Genomic DNA, 19,848 nt, shown 5'->3' with positions numbered 1-19,848 from the left:
TCAAACCTAACCTAGATAATTAGTTTTTAGCACAACATATTTCATTTTTTTATAGGCACCGTAAAGTCTGTCCACTAGGCCTCTTGGTAAGCTCAGAAGTAAAATAGCTATAAACACCTCAGGAAACATCCAGTAATTTCTTAACATTTCAATCCGCTTGCCCTTGGGGGTATCAAATTCTCCGCAGTACCCCACCACCATACCCATCCATGTCTGCCGAAAATTTTTTTTCAAATAAGCACGCACTGCCCTTTTACTGAATCCATCAGAAAACATATTTAAAACCATTTTTAGGTATATTCCATACACATAAAATCCGTCATTTTTTATGATCCCATTCTTATTTGTTAACTGCTTTATTTCATCATTTAAAGTTGGATTATTTATTATTAATGGGGTTGCTATTAGGTATAAATTTTTACTAGATCTCACCACACCAAACACTGGAATTAAAATTGCAAAAGCAAATCCATAAATATTTTGCTTTGCAAGGCTCAAAAATGGGATTGCAGCACTTTTCCTTATTAAAATTGTTGTAAGCAATCCTATTGATCTACCAGTAATTTCGAGAACCTCATTATTGTCATTAAAAAATCTATCGCTTTCGACTGGAATTGCTGTCTTAGTCTCATCGTAGCGAAAATTTATCCATGCATAATCAATATTTCTTGATCCCAATGTATTTAAAATGTGAGCGATGGAGTCTGTTCTCATTTCATCATCATCAGAAAAAAACCACACATGCTCCCCTTTTGCCATCTCAAGCATAAAGAGCATAGCCTCATCTAACCCCTTTTTTTCACCCCTTATGTAATTAACAGCTCCACTACCACCCGGCTTAAAAAATTTATCTACTATTTTTTTTGTGAATTCATTAGTACTATCGTCTCTAATTACTAGCTCCACATCTTCAATGATTTGAGGCGCCAGAACCTTTATAAGTCTTTCGAATTCTTCGGGCCTGTTGTAAGTTGGAATACATATACTTAACTTATATAATTTTTCAATATTCATATATTTTTTTACTAATTAATTAACTACCTTCAGCAATTTAAGAAGTGCCTTTAACTTTACCTATACATATTTTGTTAAAGTATTTATCTCTAATAATTTAATTAGTCATTGATGCTAAAAAGTTTTCATATGTAAGTTTTAGACCTTCCTTTAGATCTACAGTCGGTCTCCAACCAAGATTATGTAACAAGGATGAATCTAGTAATTTTCTTGGTGTGCCATCAGGCTTTTTTGGATCAAATCTAATCGATCCTTTGTATCCAACCACATCTGATATTAAAGTGGCTAAGTCACTAATGGATATTTCAAATCCAGAGCCAATATTTACTCTATGTAGATCACTAAATTTTTTCAAGCGATCAACATTTGTATTCATAACAAATATACATGCTCTTGCTAAATCATCTACATACATAAACTCTCTGAAAGGTTTACCGGTTCCCCATACTGTCACTTCACTATCACCGCGATTCTTTGCCTCATAAATTTTCCTCATCAAGCCTGGTATTACGTGGCTATTATCAAGATCATAATGATCTCCAGGTCCAAATAAATTAGTGGGCATTACTGATCTGTAATCAATGGCTTCATTTTTATATTGCGTGTTGTAGGCTTGGCACATTTTTATCCCAGCAATTTTAGCTATTGCATATGCTTCATTCGTTAACTCTAAGGGCCCAGTTAACAGTTGATTCTCGCTCATTGGTTGGGGGGCCATTCTAGGATAAATACAACTAGAACCTAAAAAAAGTAGTTTTTTTACGCCTGTGCGATATGCCGAATCTATTAGATTTGTTTGAATAGCCAGATTTTCATATATAAAGCTTGCAGGAAAAGTGCTGTTTGCATAAATTCCCCCTACTCGAGCTGCAGCCATATATATTTGATCCGGCTTTTCTTCGGAAAGAAACTGCATGACAGCAGCTTTATCCAATAAGTCCAATTCTCTTCTAGTGCGAGTTAAGACAATATGTCCACTTTTAGAAAGTTCGCGAACAATACTCGAGCCGACCATTCCGGTATGTCCGGCCACATAAATTTTAAACCTACCTATATCCATAATCTAGAACCAATCCTAATATTCTGGCTAATCTCACTTTACTTCACCCCATTTCCTTTTAATTAACTTACCAACACAAGCTGAAATTTTTTGATATCCAATTTCATTGGGATGTGGATCATTCATAAAATAGTCTTCAATAGATAAACTGCACTCTTTAAAACCATCAAATAATGTTGAGCCTGCTTTAAGTATTTCATTTCGCGCTTCAATGCCAAGATTACTAATTCGGCGATTTGAAATCTCCTCCTTTTGCGGAAGATGGATATAAATGATATTTTCGCCATACGTATTTGAAAGTTTTAAGATTGCATCCCTATTATGTCTTAGGCTTTCATGGCTTTCCACATCTAAAATCATATTTTCAATATATCTTAATACTGAAAGTGTAGCCGGGAGATATTTTTCAATTGCATCAACGAACTTAAATGTTGATTTTTTCATCATTTCAATCCTAGAATCATTTAATTTACCCAGGAATTTTTTTAGATCGTTTTCATTTTTAGGCATTCCATAAAAATACTCATCTCCCTCACATTTCAAGTAATTATTAATACATTCCAAAATCTTAGGCGACATATTCCAAGTTGTTCGCTTATAGTCATCTGAAATAAAAATGACCACTAAATACTTAACTAGTATCTTATTTTTTATAAGATGCTCATGTAACAATTCCCATTGTTGAAATCCCGTACCCATTATTCCCCCATTTATATATTGAGGAATATTTGGTAGTCTTTCACTTGCAAGATTCTCAAACCATGCGAGCGCACCCTGCCCCTCAGTAAATGAATCCCCCAGCGTCAAAAGACTGGGAATCCCTGGATAAATATTTTTATTCTGAACAAGGCCAAAGTTATTTGTAAGAATTGTGTAGTCATACTCTTTAACAAAATCATTAGTTAATATGTATGCGCTACTTTTTATTTTTGCATTTTTTTCATATACAAAAAAACTGTGTATATTTCGAAATACATTGTTTTTATCTGATGAATACAGAGAAAATTTCCGAGTCTCAATATTATTTTGATTTTTAGATAGGAGTTGCCAAAAAAACTCTGTCATTAAGACACCGGCCATCACAGCCATCACCGGCAAAATTAGTACAATTAAAGTCTGGTAAAGCTTATTTTTCTTCATTTAATTAATTTAGTCGCCACAAGTAACTTTATGAAGAGAGATTTAATAAATTACAAATTTCCTACACTCAATCTAGTGAATATTTATTTTGATAGTCTTCTGCCAAATATTTCTTTTGTTTTTCTTTTTTAAGAATGCAATTTCCTACAGCCAATATATCAAGCTCTGTTCCCATTAGACATCTAAATGCATCTTCAGGCGACTCTACAATTGGCTCACCTCTAACATTAAAAGATGTGTTAACTAAAACTGAGCATCCAGTAATCTCTTTAAATTTCGAGAGTAAATCATGATAGCGAGGGTTTGTTTTTTTATAAACCGTTTGCACTCTAGCTGAATAATCAACATGAGTCACTGCTGGTATGCTCGATCTTTTGACATTTAATTTATCGATGCCAAATAATGCTTCTTGCTCAGGTGTCATTGCAATTTTTTGATTTTGATTTATGTTGGCCACTAGAAGCATATAAGGGCTATCAACGTCAATATCAAACCATTTCGAGACATCCTCCCTTAGAACGCTAGGCGCAAATGGCCTAAATGACTCTCTATACTTTACCTTCAGGTTAAGCTGTTTCTGAACCAAGGTGGACCTTGGATCGGCCAAAATAGAGCGGCAGCCAAGTGCTCTTGGCCCAAACTCCATTCTACCTTGATGCCAACCTACTGCACTTCCATGCGCTAAAGCCTGCGCGACCTCTTCAATGAGTTGATCATCATTTACCACCTCAAAAACTGCCCCTACAGAAGTAAGTCGAGCCTCAATTTCAGATTGCGAATACTGCGGCCCCAAATAGGAACCTTGCATTGCATCTAATTCTGCGTTTATGATGCGACGCTTTTTAGCGTGGAGGTAGTATGCCCCTAACGCAGCACCTATAGCCCCCCCTGCATCTCCTGCGGCAGGCTGTATCCAAATATTGTCAAATAATTTCTCTTGAATAAGCTTTCCATTGGCAACGCAATTTAAGGCCACACCACCAGCCAGGCATAAATTTTTCTGGCCGGTAGTTTTTGCAATGCTCTTTGCAAGCTTAATCACCACCTCTTCAGTAACCAACTGAATTGATGCCGCCAGGTCCATTTCCTTTTGGGTAAGCTCTGATTCTGGTTTCCTGGGCGCCCCACCAAAAAGCTTATCAAACTTTGCATTGGTCATAGTTAGACCGATGCAATAGTTAAAGTAAGACATATCTAAATGAAAGGTGCCGTCTTCCTTAATATCGATTAAATGATCCTTTATAAGCTTGGCATACTTTGGAGAGCCATATGGAGCTAGGCCCATGATCTTATACTCACCAGAATTTACCTTAAAACCAGCATAATAGGTGATTGCAGAATACAACAAACCCAGTGAGTGCGGAAAGTGAATTTCTTTGATTACCTCCAACTGGTTACCGCTACCAATTGCCAAGGAAGTGGTTGTCCATTCTCCAACTCCATCCATCGTTAAAATGGCAGCGTTATTAAATGGTGATGGAAAGAAAGCAGATGCGGCATGACTTAAATGATGCTCAGAGAAAAGCAATCTCTCACCCCAATCAATATTCCTACCCCATATACTTCTTAATGCTTTTACGATAACTGTTTTTTGGAAAAGTTTATCTTTGAGCCAAACAGGTGCTGATTTAGCAAAAGACCAAAATCCCCTCGGTGCAAATGCTAAATACGTCTCCAAAAGCCTTTCGAATTTTAAAAAAGGTTTGTCATAAAAAACAATGAAATCAATATCGGCGGGAGAAACTTTAGCCTCTCTTAAGCAATAGGCAATTGCCTGATTTGGAAAATCTGAATCATGTTTTATTCGGGTGAAGCGTTCCTCTTGAGCTGCGGCAATAATACCTCCGTCCACAACTAGACAAGCCGCAGCATCGTGATAATAGGCTGAAATACCTAATATTTTCATTTAGAACAATGTATAAATAAACGGGGCAAATACAGAGCCTTGCGCTAAGATTAGCAGGCTACCCATTAATACCATTACCAAAATGATAGGTAGTAACCAAAGTTTTTTATTTAGGCGCAAAAATAACCACAACTCTTTTAAAAAAGACATAAACATCCTAAAATTGATTTTTAAATTTATCTCGAGGTAAGATCTCAGGCTCACGCTCAATCCAATAAGATACTTTACTCAAATTACGCTTAAGACGAAGTTCATCTCTACCCAAAAGCTTGGTGATTAATGCAATGGGCGTTAATAGCCCATAAAAAATAAGTGCCAAAATAATAGGGCTTACTATTTTTCCTAAAATTTCACCCAATAAATACCAAGCCCTCGAAAGTGGAGTTAGCGATTGAGGCCATAACACCGCAGCGAGAGCAAAAGTGGTAGCGAAAAAAAAGGCGAGCAGGCATAAAAAATAGGCATTCTTTTGGTAAAAAAATACAAAGAATGCAAATGAAATCAAACCGAAAAGATAACCAAAATCTCTATTTTTTTTAAAATTGTTTTGGGTTTCTAACATTGTGCCAATTGTAAGCTCTATTGATAAACACTTCAATGATGTACTAACTAAAATTATACCTGGCGTTAAAAAATTTGTAACAGCTGCTTACATCCTAATTGCATAGATATCGCCCACAGTAAATTTTTTGAGGTGTTCGTCTACAATGTCCGTAGAATAACTAACATGAGGTTTTGTAATAATTACTCTGAATCCCGCGTACTCCAAATAAGCTTTTAGTTTATTGAAGCCGTAATGATATTCAATTACAATATATTTAAATACTCTCAGCACTTTATGATCAGTATTAAGAATAATTTGATACTCATATCCCTCAATATCCATTTTCAGGATTGCATCTTGCAAAGGGTATAGTTTAATCAGGTCTTCCAATGTGAATCTAGGGACTACAACAGCACTACTATCCACCAGATTAATTGCATTTGACAAATTAAACATACTCTCCGCCTGAGAGAAGACATGACCGCTACCGGATGAAGAGTCAACAATTCCATTTAAGAAACATGCTTTGCTACTATAGCCATTCAGGTCTGTATTCACATTCGCCAAATTAACCCAGCCGGGATTGGCCTCTACGCCATAAACATATTTCGCCCCTTCAATCAAAAAACTTAATGCTGTATCCCCAAATGCAGACCCAATGTCTAAAATTATGGCATCTTTAACATGTGCTATCTGGAAAAATTTCCGGTAAATATCACCAGCAAAGATTTCCAGCAAAGTGCTCATTGCCGTACCATCTCCAATATCAAATAGAACTCTTTTGCCTCGATAAGTAAACATGGCAATATTGTTAACTATTGATCCATCAGGAAAATAATACTTAAAATAAAGTAAATCTAAAAAATTATTCCAATTTTCCCTGTATAGATGGTAATTAAGGTCTCCTCCTAAATTAATTACAGCAGAAGACTTAATACCAAGCTTTACCATTAAGGCAGACGGCCAATTGGAAGCGGTTTTTATTAATATACTTATCCTTTCAATATATACATGTATTGAAATCATTTTATCCTTTATAAGAATTTTTTCTTTTAAATTTTTTATAAACTATGGCAAAATATATATGTATAAATATATCTAATAAATCATTATCTATGCGCCCCAATAATACCTCTTTAAAAATTCTTCTTTTCTTTTTCAGCAATGGAATTCTTTTTATTAGCTTTTACTTCTTTGCAAGCTTCTGGATTGAAAGATCAAAAAAATACTATCTGATTCCTGAATCATTTGCAAATCAAATACAAATTTACCAATCGGAAGATGCATCAAATTTTCGAAAAAAATTCAATACACAACTAGACCACATTAGATCCTATTATGTTCTGGGAGAAAATATACCGATAACTGAAATGTTATTTACAGTTATTAATCCATTTTCAAGTAAAAAACTAAACATCCTTCTTCAGGGAGACTCATGGGGGGAGCAAGCTACATCTAGCAATGAGATTAAACAAATTTTAAACTCTTTTGCCACAAAGAATAAAGTTGGATTTGTAAGTGCTGGAATAGGTAGCTACGCCCCCACCCCTGAAACTCTGCAACTTCGAGCCCTCAGAGATAACTTTAATATACACCCTAATATAGTCATTCTCATCATTGATCAAACAGATATTGGAGACGAGCTTTATCGATATAGGCACCCTGTCACAGATACATCTGGGAAAAAATTGCTAAGCACCAGAAGCGACAGTTATGCAGAGCCCCACCAAGACGCACTTCTCAGCATAGATAAATCGAACATACTAAAATCAGAAGTCAATATTTTTATGAAATTTTACCGATACAGCACTGTTGCGATAAAGGGTCTGATTGACAAAGAGGCTGGCGCAAACGTACTCGCTCCATTAGAAAAAGGGGTTAGCCCGACGGATAAAGACTTATTTATTTCAAGGGTGAGGGGTTATATTAATGAATTCTTTGTTGAAAAAAGTGGAAAGAAACTTTATATCGTTACACACCCCCATCGCAATCATCTATTACCTGCTGATGCAAAAAACGCCTACAAAGTAAACGTTGCCGATTTAGTTCAAGTGGCGATTGATGGATCAAGTCATCATGAATCAATTACTCATTTGAATATTAACAAGGTATTTAAATCTGTTTACGAAGATTTTGATGGAGATAATATTTTTGAGCCTGGAGATCCAGCCTCACATTTATCAAGAGCTGCATATCGCAATAATTTTTTACCTTACATCTTAAATCAAATTGTCCTAAAACAATAAATACTGAACTTGGTTACGAAAATTTAAACCAACTGAAAAAATGGATACGTTTTGAGAAGACTATGCAACTGTATGAGCAGCAATTTTCACAACATACCTACTTTGATTCCTCCGCTCAGTTAAAAAATAGTTATATCGGGATTGCCAAATACATATTCAGTGTGCCGCGGATTCTTTTCGTTGGCACAAGATACCCATCTAAAACTAAAAACAATTGGTAGCCCATTTCAGCCAGTTTAGTAAAACAAATTTCGTATTTATCATCAAGAAATTCTGCATTTATCAAATCTTCTTTTGAGCCCTTCCATCCCCCATTATCTTCAAAGTAAATTACAGGTCTTAACCTGCTTAACTCAATAAGTCCCGATAAAATGATGTCTGCATCAGATCCATCGGCATCTATCTTCAAAAAATCCAACCTGTTAAATCCTGCTAAAAACTTTTCAAGGGTTATGGCTTGGACCTCAATTTTCTCCTCAAGCGCAGGGTTTGAATCAGTCAAACTAGCTGATTTATTCATCATATGCTGGGGGGGCGAATACAGAATCCGCGCACCCTCTGCAGAGGATATGGCCAAGGGATGTACTTCAACATTTTTTAAATTATTTAATCGGATATTTCGATCTAAGCGCTTGCGAAAATCAGGATGCGGCTCAACAGAATGTACTTTGCTAGCAACTTCTGCCAGCATTAGTGTAAAAGATCCTATATTCGCACCGATATCAACAGCAACGCTATCAGGCGTGTGTAAAAAGCGCTTTATGATCCATGATGTCTCAGACTCGTACTTCTGATCCCAAAATATCACCCCTCCCTGATGCTCGCTTACATTAATGCCAATTAAATATTGATTGGCATATGGGACAATGCATTCCCCCAAATTTGGGTATAGCCATTTTGCCAACCTATGCTTACCCTTAAAACTATGATCTCTCAAAAATTTCATTAACATTTCTCGCCCCATCATTCTTAAATTATTCCAATAATACTAATTCAATAGTATTTCTTACCAGTGGAATTGGCTTGCCAAACTACTTTATCTTTAATAAATGGATAAGTTCACGATTATAAAAATTGCCGTCAATATAAATTTCAAATATTTAATATTCGCCGCTAACAGAAACTAAATAACCATGCTTGGTAAGCAACGCATGTTGCCTTGCTTTTTGTAAATCACTTTCAACCATCTCGGAAATCATCTCATCGAAAGAAATTTCAGGAAACCACCCGAGTCTTTCCTTAGCCTTGGCAGGATCTCCTAAAAGAGTTTCCACTTCTGCAGGCCGATAATAACGTGGATCTATTTTCACAATCACATCCCCAACCTTTACAGCAGGGACTTTTTCACCCTCAATTGCAATCACAATTGCTTTCTCATCAGCTAAGTGCCCCTCAAATTGCAAAGTTAACCCCAATTGCCTAGCACTTCGAATAATGAATTCTCGAACGGTAAATTGAACTCCTGTTGCGATTACATAATCCTCTGGCTTGTCTTGTTGCATCATTAACCACTGCATTCGCACGTAGTCTTTGGCATGCCCCCAATCTCTTAAGGCATCAATATTTCCCATATACAAGCACTTTTGTAACCCTTGGGCAATATTTGCCAATCCCCGCGTTACTTTTCGAGTAACGAAAGTTTCGCCGCGACGTTCTGACTCGTGATTAAAAAGAATGCCATTGCAAGCGTAAATACCGTATGCTTCTCGATAGTTGACAGTTATCCAATAGGCATACATTTTTGCAACAGCATATGGACTACGCGGATAAAACGGGGTAGTTTCTCTCTGAGGGGTTTCTTGAACTAGTCCATAAAGTTCTGATGTTGACGCTTGATAAAAGCGCGTCTTCTTCTCTAAACCCAATATTCTTATGGCCTCCAGAATGCGTAGGGGGCCGATTGCGTCAACATCAGCCGTATACTCAGGCGACTCAAACGACACTGCAACATGGGATTGCGCACCCAAATTATAAATTTCATCCGGCTGAGATTGTTGAATTATGCGAACTAAATTGCTAGTATCAGTTAAATCTCCATAATGCAAAATTAAATCTGGGTGATCTACATGCGGATCTTGATATAGGTGATCAATGCGCCCCGTATTAAAAGATGAGGCTCGCCGCTTAATTCCATGGACTGTGTAGCCCTTGTTCAATAAAAATTCAGCAAGATATGACCCATCTTGTCCAGTTATTCCGGTAATTAGGGCAATTTTTTTTACACCTGTCTTATCTGTCTTCATAATATTCATTATCGTTTTAAAAGATTGCATTTAGATGTCTAGCTACGGCCATAAGTATCCTTAAAACGTACGATGTCATCTTCGCCCAAATATTCTCCAGACTGAACCTCAATAATTTCTAGCAACGTATCTCCAGGGTTTGCTAGCCTGTGTTTTTGACCTCGCGGAATATATATACTTTGATTTTCCTTAAGAAAAATTACCTCTTCTCCATTGGTAACTTCTGCCGAACCCCGAACCACTATCCAGTGCTCAGCTCGGTAATGATGCATTTGCAGCGAAAGACTTGCAGCTGGCTTCACCTGAATTCGCTTCACTTTAAAACACCCATCTTCATCTATGCTGTCGTACCAACCCCAGGGGCGAACCACTTTTCGATGGAGATTCTTTTCATCCCGCTTTTGATTTGCAAGCTCATTAACAATGTGCTTAACATTTTGACTTTTTAATCTGTCTACTACCAATATAGCATCGGCAGTTTCAATGATGATAAGGTTTTCGACCCCAACAGTGCCAACCAAGCGGTGATCCGCGTAGACTAAATTATTTTTCGAATTGAGTAACAATGTATCGCCACTAGTGACATTCCCTAACTCATCTTTTTGCCCCGTCTGCCAGACCGCATCCCAAGAGCCTAGATCGTTCCAACCAGCATCTAGCTCAACCATTTGAATAACAAAGTTAGACCCTGGGCATTTTTCAATTACAGCACAGTCAATTGATTCGCAGGGAATTAGATTAAAAGCCTCTCTGTCAGGACGCATAAACTTTGCATCACCAACATTATCCTCAGCCTTACCTTCCCAGGCCTTTTTAACTGAAGATAAAATATCTGGCCGAAACTCCTTCAAAGCAGCAAGCCATACGCTAGCCCTTAGGACAAATATTCCGCTATTCCAAAAATAATTACCTTCATCTATAAATTTTTGGGCCGTGAATTTATCCGGTTTTTCAACAAAATGATCTACCCGAAGGCCAAACTTAGAATCATGGGGGGCCATTGCCTTGATGTATCCATAACCCGTTTCGGGGGACGCAGGAGGAATACCCAGAATAGCAATTGAATCCTCTTGCGCAATGCAGATACACTTTTGCAATGCTCGTATGAAGGCATCATCGTCAGATACCACCTGATCAGCTGGCAAGACTATCAAAATAGGGTCGCTCTTCGAATTTACCTCTCGTCCAATCGCAAATAACGCGGCCATCGTTAATGCAGGAGCAGTATTTCGCCCCGACGGCTCCAAAAAAAGAGTTGATTGATTATTTTTCAAATCACGCAATTGGTCTAATGCTAAAAAGCGATGCTCTTCGTTTGTAACTACCAATGGAGGTTCCACCCTAAAGCACACATTAGAAATACTTCGAACTCTTAATACCGCTTGCTGGAAGAGACTTGTTTTTTCATCGCCTCCTGGAATTACCAAAAACTGCTTAGGAAAGCCCGATCTAGATAGGGGCCATAGACGCGTTCCCGAACCTCCACAAAGAATCACCGGCAGAATCTGATCCATCAATTAAAACCCATCCTTACTTATTGGTTTACTTGCTAGTACATATTTTATGCGATTGCACTTTCTAAAGCATTATTAAAAAAACTTAAAATGCGATTCACATGGGCATTATGACCATAGAGTCTACTTGTATGGCCAAATCAAACTAAAAGGCAAAAAACGCAATTAAGCCATTTTGCCCTCTTATTCAAAAAGCTAGTGGAAGTATTAAATCTATGCTTGCTAAAAAATATCTCAACCCAGATTATTGAAATTTAAATATAGTTGCGGTTATTTTATCGATTAGCAATTAATTCATCTTAGGATTTTAATTTCAGGCCTCAGGCTAAATCTCGATTGGCAAATATGATTATGGCCAGTGTATTCCAAAGCTTACCATTTCAATATCACATGAGAATTATATAAATGCCCAGCATTCGATATTAGTTATAAAATTCTCAAAAAATTTTATTCAGAGTAAAATATTCTGATTACTCTATCGCTTAGTACAATCCTATACTAATAATTCAAATGAATACGGCAATTATTACAGGCATTTCCGGGCAAGACGGCCTTTATATGGCTGAATTATTGCTAGAAAAAGGATACCGAGTTGTTGGTACGACACGATCACCTTCTTCTGCTAAGCAACTTATCCCGAAGGCAATATCTGAGAGAATTAAATTGGTAAATTGGGATGTTGATAATTATTCACAATTATGTGAAATTATTGAAAAAAATTGCCCAAATGAAATTTATAACTTTGCCGCCCTAAGCTCAGGCGAAAAAATGTACTTAAATCCTGCGCTTATTGGTCTTATAAATGGCTTGGCAGTTACAAAAATATTGTCCGCCATAAATGATATAAACCCTGAAATTCGTTTCTGCCAAGCATCTAGCTCAGAAATGTTTGGAAAAATTTCAAAAGCCCCGCAAACAGAAGTAACCCCGTTCAATCCTCAGAGCCCTTATGCTGCCGCAAAACTATATGGTCACCAAATGGTTAACATATACAGAGAACATCATGGAATCTTTGCAGCTTCTGCTATTCTTTTCAATCATGAAAGCCCCCGCAGGGGAATAAGTTTCGTAACCCGCAAGATTACTCATGCTGCCGCACGGATTAAGCTGGGGCTTGAAAGTCAAGTAGTGCTTGGAAATTTAGAGATGAAAAGAGATTGGCTATTTGCTGGGGATGCGATACAGGCAATGTGGATGATGTTACAAACCAAAGTAGCAAGTGACTATGTTATTGCTAGCGGCATCAGCAGATCAATAAGAGAGTTTTGTCAAGTTGCATTTGAACGACTTAATTTAAACTATTTAGACCACGTTATCAGTTCAGAGGAATTTTTTAGATCGACTGATTCGACCAATCTCGAAGGAAGCACTCTGAAATTACAATCCATTGGCTGGTCAGCGTCAATAAGCTTTAAGCAACTAGTACATAAAATGGTTGATTACGACCTGGCTTTACTGCAGTCCAGCATAAACATTAATAACCCAAAAGACCTCCCCGAACAATCAAAATGGGTAATATGAATAAGTATAAAGTAGCTACAAACTGCCGCATTTGCGGTAATGCAAATTTGGTACCCATCTTAGACTTGGGCGAACAAATGCTAACCGGCGTCTTCCCAAAGAAAAATGATCCATTAGTTGCAACTGTTGGCCCCTTAAGACTTGTGAAATGTATGGGGGAGGACTCCGTTTGCGGACTAGTTCAGCTAGCCCATTCTTATAACTTAAGTGAAATGTATGGGCTGAACTACGGCTATCGGTCTGGGCTGAATAAGAGCATGGTTGCACACCTGCACGCCAAAGTTGATCGCATACTGTCATTGGTGAACTTAAGCAAAGGTGATCTAGTTATTGATATTGGCAGTAACGATGGCACAACTTTAGCAGCCTACCCAAATCACGGACTCAATCTAGTAGGGATTGATCCAACAGGCATTAAGTTTAAGCCCTACTATCAGGATCATATTCAACTTATTTCTGATTTTTTTTCCTCTGATTTAATAGAGAAATCCTTTCCGAATAAAAAAGCTAGTGTAATCACCTCATTTTCAATGTTTTATGATCTTGAGGATCCAATTGATTTTATGAAAAATATTTACAGCGTTCTCGCGGATGACGGTATTTGGATATTTGAGCAAAGCTACTTACCTACAATGATTGAGACAAATTCTTTTGACACGGTTTGTCACGAGCATTTGGAATTCTATTGCTTAAATCAAATTCAGTTTATGGCTGAAAAAGTTGGTTTCCAAATAGTTGATGTCGAGTTTAATGACATTAATGGTGGCAGTTTCTCAGTGACAGTTCAGAAGTCAAAAATATCTCAAAACATACTACCTTCAATTCAAGCAATATTAAAAAGCGAGGAAGAGCAAGGATACAATTCATTGGCACCCTTCATTGCCTTTGAGAAGCGTACTAAAGGAGCAAAACAAGCGCTTATTGATTTTTTAAACAACGCAAAAAAAGAAGGTAAAACAGTTGCAGCCTTAGGGGCATCCACAAAAGGCAATGTTCTTTTACAGTTTTGTCAAATTACACCAAATGACATTACTTGCGTTGGCGAAGTAAATGATGAAAAATTTGGATGTTTCACGCCAGGAACTTGGCTTCCAATTATCTCGGAGGATGAGATGCTTAACCAGAAACCAGACTATTTACTAGTTTTGCCTTGGCACTTTAAGAAATTTTTTATCGGTAATTCCAAATTTGCAAAATCAAAGCTGGTCTTCCCGCTACCTACCTTAGAGATAGTTGATTATATTGCAAGTTGCAAATAAATTAAACAAAAAAATGGGGCTTAGATTTGGGCAATCAAAACTAGCATACATATAAATAACAAATCGGCGGGAAAAGAAAATATTGGTTACCTTCTTCCTAATGGACCCAATCCAAATTTACCCTACATATTAAAAAATAAAACTGTTTAAACTGATATAACCATCTACTAATGCGTGAAGTCAACAACCTTTGCCCAGTAAATTTTCCTAATTTTGGGGTAGCAATATAGCTCAGGCCTTCTTAGCGTAAGCAGAGCACCAGCCTACGCCAGCCACTTGCTTACCAGCAATCAGTGAGAACCACCAGCAGCATAACCAGCTTTGCCTTGGTAAAGGGCACAGTTATCACACTTTTGACCAGCGACATACTTAGCAAAGTTTGCCTTATCTACTTTTGAGGCATCAGACTTGTAGCCCAATGCAGCAACTTGTGGATCGGTTTCAGCGACCATCACTTGAGCTTGAACTTTCACGCTCAAAACCAAGGTGCAAGCACCAGCTGACAAAATCATAAATTGGCGACGACTATTTTGCGTATGAACTTCAGTAGGTAAGAAAACCAAAGTTTGCATCTGTGTTGATCATAGAACAGATGAAATTAGTCTACTATAAGCTTTATAAGCTATTGAATTATATAGGTATTTACCTGAGAACTATTCTCATGCAGTAAATTAGGGCAAGGCTAATGCCAGCCCTTCAGATTCATACACCCTATTCGTTGCTTGATATGAATTCCGGAGCCAGATTCTGGATAGGCGCCCGCACAATCAATCGCATCACGACGGAAAGTCGCAATATTATTTTTAGCGGGGTCCTTATTGATGTCAGGATAAATAATTGAGCCACAACCAAACAAAGTCAGGATAAAACATAGACCTCCTAAAGCATTCACCCCAGCACGAGCGCAAAAAGCATCCTTCAATCTGTCAATGATTGCCATAGACATTAATTTCTAACGCTTTTCTAGAAGGGATAAAAACTCTCTACGCAAATTGGAATCCTTTAGGAAGGCGCCGCGCATCACACTATTGACCATCTTGGAGTCACGATCCTTAACGCCGCGCCATTGCATACAGAAGTGATCTGCATCCATCACGATCGCAACACCAATTGGCTTAATTTTTTTCTCAAGCATATCCGCCAACTCCACTACTGCCTCTTCTTGAATCTGTGGACGACACATAACCCATTCAGTTAAGCGTGAATACTTTGACAAACCAATCAAAGCAGATTCTTTACTTGGCAATACCCCAATCCAAATACGGCCCATGATTGGGCAAAGATGATGAGAGCAAGCACTACGAACAGTAATGGGGCCAATAATCATCAATTCATTTAAACGACTGACATTCGGGAACTTGGTTAAAGTTGGTTGCTCTATGTATCGCCCATTGAATACTTCTTTAACAAACATCTTAGCCACGCGTTGGCTAGTATTTTTAGTATTGTGATCGCTATCAGTATCAATTACCAAACTCTCTAGAACAGCCTGCATTTTTTCTGCCACTTCATCCACGAGACCTTCTAGCTCACCAGGCTGAATGAATTTAGAAATATTGTCATTGGCATGAAAGCGCGCCTTTTGCGCCTCAATTCGTCGACGAATCACAACAGATAATGGAGCACCAACATCACTCTTTTGGGCGGCCACTTTCTTAGCAGAGTTAACGGTGGAGACCTTCTTGGCAGGAGACTTAGCAACCGTCTTTGCAGGAATTTTTTTAGTAGGCATATCTATTTATTATCTCGATAAATTTAGTGAATGACTTTTACTTCTTTTTAAATCTGAAAGAAGATGGCTACGACGCAAGCTAAACCAGCCAACCACACGATGGATCGAGTGGTTGGCCAATCCGCCACATAGCAAATCAAATAAGCAGTGCGTGCTGCAACAAATCCGATTGCCAGCAGATCAACTCTGTTTTGTGGCGCATTAGCAATAGATGCAATAACAACTGCCGCAAAAAAGAATGGGAGAGATTCAAAAAGGTTGGCTTGTGCAGCATTGGCTCGCGCCCGAAACCCTGTCTGCTTAGCAAGCCATTGTCTAGGCATGCCATTGTCATAACCCTCAAATCCTTTTTTAGCAATTCCTGTTGCCACATAGGGAAAGAGTCCCATGAACAACACACACCAATAGGCAATGGTCATGACTGCCCCTTCTTCTTTGAGCCAATACGACTTTCTTTGCCATTCATTAGATTGTGAATATTGCTGCGATGACGCCAAATCAGCAAAAGACAAACCGCAAGTAGCGCAATGCCCATGGGCTGAAAGCCAAACAAAAATACAAAATAGATTGGCCCAAAGACCGCAGCTGCTAAAGCAGCTAAAGAGGAATAGCGCATGAACACCGCTACGATGATCCAAGTTCCGAGAGTAGCTAAACCCAAAATCCAATTAATACCAAATAAAATTCCGCAGGCAGTAGCAACGCCTTTACCGCCTTTGAAGCCATGAAAGATAGGAAATAAATGCCCAAAGAACACTGCAATCACAACGCCACATAGCAACCAAGAGCTGAGTGTTGAAGTCAAAGATTCATCGCCGAGCAATACTCTTGCCAACATGACTGCAAGGTAGCCCTTTAGGGCATCACCAATCAAAGTGAGTACCGCCGCTAGCTTATTACCAGTTCTAAGAACATTGGTTGCACCTGGATTACCGGAGCCATAAGAATGGGGGTCAGGCAATCGCATGCTCTTACTCACTACTACGGCAAAAGAAATTGAGCCAATCAGGTAGGCAATCGGAATAAGCAATAGCTCTAGGGTTAAATTCATATTGATATCTTAATCACTTATTACCTGATTGAAATTAGTTGCGACCAATACACTCTCAACTACCCCTAGGATGATGTTGCTGATGGATCGATTTAAGACGCTCTCTAGCCACATGGGTATAAATCTGAGTGGTCGAGATATCAGCATGACCCAAGAGGAGTTGCACCACCCTTAAATCTGCTCCGTGGTTCAGTAAGTGGGTAGCAAATGCATGCCGTAGTGTATGCGGAGATAAGGCAACAGGGATATTGGCAATTGTGGCGTAACGCTTAATTAGCACCCAGAAAGCCTGACGGGTTAATCCCGTCCCCGTGTGGCGTCCAACAAATACGGCATCAGAAGTCTTGCCTTCAAGTAATGGCGTTCTGGCATCAGCAAGATAGCGGCGTAACCACTGACCTGCCTCACCACCAAATGGCACTAATCGCTCTTTACCGCCTTTACCATTCACGACCCGAATAACACCTTCGTTTAATCCTAGGGCAACCGTCTTTAAAGAAACGATTTCAGAGACCCGTAAGCCGCTGGCATACATTAACTCCAACATAGTACGATCACGCAACCCAAGCGAAGTTTCCATATCGGGGGCATTAAGCAAGGCAGTGACCTGATCTTCACTTAATGTTTTAGGGAAACGTAATCCTTGCTTTGCAGCACGCAAACCAATGCAAGGATCACGTCTAACCAAGTTCATACGCAGGGCATGGCGATAAAAGCGCTTGAATACCGTCAACCGACGATTGGCAGTGGTCGCTTTATCTGCTCGTCGATGTGCAATATATGCAGTGAGATCTTTTTCAGTAACACTGTAGAGATCAGCACCTGAATCTTTTTGAAGCCATTGAGCCAAGAGCAATAGGTCTCGACGATAAGCAGACAAACTGTTTTGTGCCAAGCCATCCTCCAACCAACAAGCATCACAGAAGCGCTCAATGGCCTCTTGGCTTACTTGGTGGATGACTGGCACAACTATATTAGTCACGGAAGTTATTAAAGCCTAATGGAGCCTCGCTGACCTCTTTCTTGAGCATAGCCATAGTCTCTTGTAAATCATCGCGCTTAGTACCCGTTACACGCACTGCATCACCCTGAATACTGGCCTGCACTTTGATCTTGCTGTCTTTAATAATGCGAACTACTTTTTTAGCTAACTCAGAAGTAATCCCTTTTTGGATTTTCATGGTTTGCTTGCGCTTATCACTACCAATCGTCTCTTTTTTGTCGTCCTTGAGGTAGCGCACATCCACATTGCGTTTAGCCATCTTGCCGTAAAGAACATCGCGAACTTGTCCCAATTTAAAGTCATCATCACCAAACAAGATGAGAGTCTCATCCTTTTGCTCCACTCGGCTATCAGAGCCTTTAAAGTCAAAACGATTGGTAATTTCTTTATTGGATTGCTCAATTGCGTTTTTCAACTCAATCATGTCAGGCTCACACACTACGTCAAATGAGGGCATCTCAAACTCCTTAAATAATCTGGGTAATTAATTTTGCAAATTCAATCATTGCATTGTTACTTTTCAAGTTTTTCCATAAATTAAGAACAGAAACTCGAACACGAATAAGATTGTGGCATGAACTCCGCGAAAAATGCGCCCAATCCTGCAAAATTGACCCCCAATCTGGGACTCAAGCACCGGAATAGCTTTGGTCTGGATTCCATGGCGGAATTCGCATACGAGATCACATCCGCGGATCAGTTACCAGCCCTCATGAAAGAACTGAGGGATAAAAAACTTGCCTGGCGTGTATTGGGCGGTGGAAGTAATGTGATTCTTCCGGAGTCTTTGCCTGGAGCAACCATACTCATTAATATTCTCGGCCAAGATCTTGTTAAATCGGATGACACATACTCATGGCTCTCCGTGGGAGCTGGGGTCAATTGGCATGAATTGGTTTCCTGGACGCTAGAGCACAATCTCCCGGGATTTGAGAACCTCGCACTGATACCAGGCACTGTTGGCGCCGCGCCCATTCAAAACATTGGGGCGTACGGTGTTGAGATCGGCGAATATATCGACAGCATCGAGGTATTTGATTCTACGGCCCATGCCTTTGTCACTCTCCCGCAAGAGGCCTGCCAGTTTGCCTATCGCGATAGCTACTTCAAGCAAAATCCCAATCGCTTTATCGTGACAAAGGTCATTTTTAAAATTCCCAAATCTTGGCAGGCACGATTGCAGTATGCCGATCTGGCAAAGCAATTTACCGAGTCAAACTCCAAGCCAAGTGCAAAGCAAATTTTTGATGCGGTGTGCACCATCCGATCTAAGAAATTGCCAGACCCTGCAGTAATTGGTAATGCCGGAAGCTTCTTTCAGAATCCGATTGTTGGCAACCAACAATATGAGCAATTAATTAAAGAATTCCCGAATCTCGTGTCTTACCCAGATGCCACCGGAACACGAAAGCTGGCGGCTGGATGGCTAATTGATCAATGCGGCTTTAAGGGCAAGCGCATTGGTCCTGTAGGTGTTTATGAAAAACAAGCGCTAGTCCTGGTCAATCATGGTGGCGGAACATCAAAAGATATCATGGGTTTAGCAAAAAATATTCAAGAAGAGGTATTGGGTAAATTCGGGGTGCAGCTTGAGATTGAGCCAAATATTCTTTAG

General features: G+C 39.0%; 20 protein-coding genes and 1 pseudogene. 4 read left to right on the top strand and 17 right to left on the bottom strand.

Going from position 1 to position 19,848, the window contains the following annotated elements:
- Positions 1-6: 6 nt before the first annotated feature.
- The 7 genes from CL55_RS01650 to CL55_RS01625 form a co-directional block, all read right to left on the bottom strand.
- Positions 7-1,014 carry a glycosyltransferase family 2 protein gene (locus CL55_RS01650; RefSeq protein ID WP_046329584.1) on the bottom strand — a complete coding sequence of 336 codons (1,008 nt, stop codon included), beginning with the start codon at positions 1,012-1,014 and terminating at the stop codon, positions 7-9.
- Positions 1,015-1,111: 97 nt separating this feature from the next.
- The gene (locus CL55_RS01645) at positions 1,112-2,047 is read right to left on the bottom strand and encodes a GDP-L-fucose synthase family protein (protein WP_335337480.1); all 936 of its coding nucleotides are present in this window, start codon (positions 2,045-2,047) and stop codon (positions 1,112-1,114) included.
- A gap of 60 nt (positions 2,048-2,107) precedes the next feature.
- Positions 2,108-3,214, bottom strand: a complete 1,107-nt coding sequence (locus tag CL55_RS01640) for a hypothetical protein (protein WP_046329582.1) — start codon at positions 3,212-3,214, stop codon at positions 2,108-2,110.
- Between the two features lie 67 nt (positions 3,215-3,281).
- Complete coding sequence (locus tag CL55_RS01635; protein ID WP_046329581.1) at positions 3,282-5,120, bottom strand: carbamoyltransferase family protein; 1,839 nt, start codon at positions 5,118-5,120, stop codon at positions 3,282-3,284.
- Positions 5,121-5,270: a DUF5989 family protein gene (locus tag CL55_RS10755; RefSeq protein ID WP_237150522.1), complete on the bottom strand. Its 150-nt coding sequence runs from the start codon at positions 5,268-5,270 to the stop codon at positions 5,121-5,123.
- A 7-nt stretch (positions 5,271-5,277) separates the two neighbouring features.
- The gene (locus tag CL55_RS01630; protein ID WP_046329580.1) at positions 5,278-5,682 is read right to left on the bottom strand and encodes an SxtJ family membrane protein; all 405 of its coding nucleotides are present in this window, start codon (positions 5,680-5,682) and stop codon (positions 5,278-5,280) included.
- An 87-nt stretch (positions 5,683-5,769) separates the two neighbouring features.
- Positions 5,770-6,690 (bottom strand): FkbM family methyltransferase, encoded by a 921-nt coding sequence (locus CL55_RS01625; RefSeq protein WP_046329579.1) that lies wholly within the window; start codon positions 6,688-6,690, stop codon positions 5,770-5,772.
- A 44-nt stretch (positions 6,691-6,734) separates the two neighbouring features.
- On the opposite strand from CL55_RS01625, the gene CL55_RS01620 reads away from it, so the two are divergent.
- Positions 6,735-7,910: a hypothetical protein gene (locus CL55_RS01620; RefSeq protein ID WP_046329578.1), complete on the top strand. Its 1,176-nt coding sequence runs from the start codon at positions 6,735-6,737 to the stop codon at positions 7,908-7,910.
- 130 nt (positions 7,911-8,040) lie between these two features.
- On the opposite strand, the gene CL55_RS01615 is transcribed toward CL55_RS01620, so the two are convergent.
- The 3 genes from CL55_RS01615 to CL55_RS01605 form a co-directional block, all read right to left on the bottom strand.
- A complete protein-coding gene (locus CL55_RS01615; RefSeq protein ID WP_170216977.1) occupies positions 8,041-8,862 on the bottom strand; it encodes an FkbM family methyltransferase in 822 nt (273 codons plus the stop codon).
- A 148-nt stretch (positions 8,863-9,010) separates the two neighbouring features.
- Positions 9,011-10,183 (bottom strand): GDP-mannose 4,6-dehydratase, encoded by a 1,173-nt coding sequence (gmd, locus tag CL55_RS01610; RefSeq protein WP_237150521.1) that lies wholly within the window; start codon positions 10,181-10,183, stop codon positions 9,011-9,013.
- An 8-nt stretch (positions 10,184-10,191) separates the two neighbouring features.
- On the bottom strand, positions 10,192-11,667 hold the full coding sequence (locus tag CL55_RS01605) for a mannose-1-phosphate guanylyltransferase/mannose-6-phosphate isomerase (protein ID WP_046329576.1): 1,476 nt from the start codon (positions 11,665-11,667) through the stop codon (positions 10,192-10,194).
- 510 nt (positions 11,668-12,177) lie between these two features.
- On the opposite strand from CL55_RS01605, the gene CL55_RS01600 reads away from it, so the two are divergent.
- On the top strand, positions 12,178-13,188 hold the full coding sequence (locus CL55_RS01600; protein WP_046329575.1) for a GDP-mannose 4,6-dehydratase: 1,011 nt from the start codon (positions 12,178-12,180) through the stop codon (positions 13,186-13,188).
- On the top strand, positions 13,185-14,447 hold the full coding sequence (locus CL55_RS01595) for a class I SAM-dependent methyltransferase (RefSeq protein WP_046331063.1): 1,263 nt from the start codon (positions 13,185-13,187) through the stop codon (positions 14,445-14,447). The genes CL55_RS01600 and CL55_RS01595 overlap by 4 nt, the downstream gene beginning before the upstream one ends.
- A gap of 231 nt (positions 14,448-14,678) precedes the next feature.
- Here CL55_RS01595 and CL55_RS01590 read toward each other — a convergent pair.
- The 7 genes and pseudogenes from CL55_RS01590 to CL55_RS01560 form a co-directional block, all read right to left on the bottom strand.
- Positions 14,679-14,959 (bottom strand): annotated as a pseudogene (locus CL55_RS01590) (high-potential iron-sulfur protein).
- Between the two features lie 170 nt (positions 14,960-15,129).
- Complete coding sequence (locus tag CL55_RS01585; RefSeq protein WP_046331062.1) at positions 15,130-15,387, bottom strand: hypothetical protein; 258 nt, start codon at positions 15,385-15,387, stop codon at positions 15,130-15,132.
- Positions 15,388-15,399: 12 nt separating this feature from the next.
- Positions 15,400-16,179, bottom strand: coding sequence for a GTP cyclohydrolase I (gene folE / locus CL55_RS01580; RefSeq protein ID WP_046329574.1), 780 nt, complete (start codon positions 16,177-16,179; stop codon positions 15,400-15,402).
- Positions 16,180-16,226: 47 nt separating this feature from the next.
- Positions 16,227-16,598 carry an MAPEG family protein gene (locus tag CL55_RS01575; protein WP_046329573.1) on the bottom strand — a complete coding sequence of 124 codons (372 nt, stop codon included), beginning with the start codon at positions 16,596-16,598 and terminating at the stop codon, positions 16,227-16,229.
- A complete protein-coding gene (gene plsY, locus CL55_RS01570) occupies positions 16,595-17,230 on the bottom strand; it encodes a glycerol-3-phosphate 1-O-acyltransferase PlsY (RefSeq protein WP_046329572.1) in 636 nt (211 codons plus the stop codon). The genes CL55_RS01575 and plsY overlap by 4 nt, the downstream gene beginning before the upstream one ends.
- A gap of 55 nt (positions 17,231-17,285) precedes the next feature.
- Positions 17,286-18,212, bottom strand: coding sequence for a site-specific tyrosine recombinase XerD (gene xerD, locus CL55_RS01565; protein ID WP_046329571.1), 927 nt, complete (start codon positions 18,210-18,212; stop codon positions 17,286-17,288).
- Positions 18,205-18,690 carry a YajQ family cyclic di-GMP-binding protein gene (locus tag CL55_RS01560; RefSeq protein ID WP_046329570.1) on the bottom strand — a complete coding sequence of 162 codons (486 nt, stop codon included), beginning with the start codon at positions 18,688-18,690 and terminating at the stop codon, positions 18,205-18,207. Before CL55_RS01560 ends, xerD begins: the two co-directional genes overlap by 8 nt.
- A gap of 117 nt (positions 18,691-18,807) precedes the next feature.
- Here CL55_RS01560 and murB point away from each other — a divergent pair, with 117 nt between their 5' ends.
- Positions 18,808-19,848, top strand: a complete 1,041-nt coding sequence (gene murB / locus CL55_RS01555) for a UDP-N-acetylmuramate dehydrogenase (RefSeq protein WP_046329569.1) — start codon at positions 18,808-18,810, stop codon at positions 19,846-19,848.

Origin of the sequence: Polynucleobacter duraquae (assembly GCF_000973625.1) — a bacterium.
Lineage (GTDB): Bacteria > Pseudomonadota > Gammaproteobacteria > Burkholderiales > Burkholderiaceae > Polynucleobacter > Polynucleobacter duraquae.
Note: the sequence above shows the minus strand (reverse complement) of the source record. Positions and strands in the feature narration are given on the sequence as shown.

Bases quoted from the DNA above. Each gene is read 5' to 3' on its own strand.
- CL55_RS01630 (WP_046329580.1), bottom strand. From the start codon at position 5,682: ATGTTAGAAACCCAAAACAATTTTAAAAAAAATAGAGATTTTGGTTAT.
- CL55_RS01615 (WP_170216977.1), bottom strand. From the start codon at position 8,862: ATGTTAATGAAATTTTTGAGAGATCATAGTTTTAAGGGTAAGCATAGG.
- CL55_RS01635 (WP_046329581.1), bottom strand. From the start codon at position 5,120: ATGAAAATATTAGGTATTTCAGCCTATTATCACGATGCTGCGGCTTGT.
- CL55_RS01600 (WP_046329575.1), top strand. From the start codon at position 12,178: ATGAATACGGCAATTATTACAGGCATTTCCGGGCAAGACGGCCTTTAT.
- CL55_RS01595 (WP_046331063.1), top strand. From the start codon at position 13,185: ATGAATAAGTATAAAGTAGCTACAAACTGCCGCATTTGCGGTAATGCA.
- plsY (WP_046329572.1), bottom strand. From the start codon at position 17,230: ATGAATTTAACCCTAGAGCTATTGCTTATTCCGATTGCCTACCTGATT.
- CL55_RS01650 (WP_046329584.1), bottom strand. From the start codon at position 1,014: ATGAATATTGAAAAATTATATAAGTTAAGTATATGTATTCCAACTTAC.
- CL55_RS01585 (WP_046331062.1), bottom strand. From the start codon at position 15,387: ATGGCAATCATTGACAGATTGAAGGATGCTTTTTGCGCTCGTGCTGGG.
- CL55_RS01560 (WP_046329570.1), bottom strand. From the start codon at position 18,690: ATGCCCTCATTTGACGTAGTGTGTGAGCCTGACATGATTGAGTTGAAA.
- murB (WP_046329569.1), top strand. From the start codon at position 18,808: ATGAACTCCGCGAAAAATGCGCCCAATCCTGCAAAATTGACCCCCAAT.
- CL55_RS10755 (WP_237150522.1), bottom strand. From the start codon at position 5,270: ATGTCTTTTTTAAAAGAGTTGTGGTTATTTTTGCGCCTAAATAAAAAA.
- CL55_RS01640 (WP_046329582.1), bottom strand. From the start codon at position 3,214: ATGAAGAAAAATAAGCTTTACCAGACTTTAATTGTACTAATTTTGCCG.
- CL55_RS01625 (WP_046329579.1), bottom strand. From the start codon at position 6,690: ATGATTTCAATACATGTATATATTGAAAGGATAAGTATATTAATAAAA.
- CL55_RS01605 (WP_046329576.1), bottom strand. From the start codon at position 11,667: ATGGATCAGATTCTGCCGGTGATTCTTTGTGGAGGTTCGGGAACGCGT.
- folE (WP_046329574.1), bottom strand. From the start codon at position 16,179: ATGCCTACTAAAAAAATTCCTGCAAAGACGGTTGCTAAGTCTCCTGCC.
- gmd (WP_237150521.1), bottom strand. From the start codon at position 10,183: ATGCAATCTTTTAAAACGATAATGAATATTATGAAGACAGATAAGACA.
- CL55_RS01620 (WP_046329578.1), top strand. From the start codon at position 6,735: ATGGCAAAATATATATGTATAAATATATCTAATAAATCATTATCTATG.
- CL55_RS01575 (WP_046329573.1), bottom strand. From the start codon at position 16,598: ATGACCATTGCCTATTGGTGTGTGTTGTTCATGGGACTCTTTCCCTAT.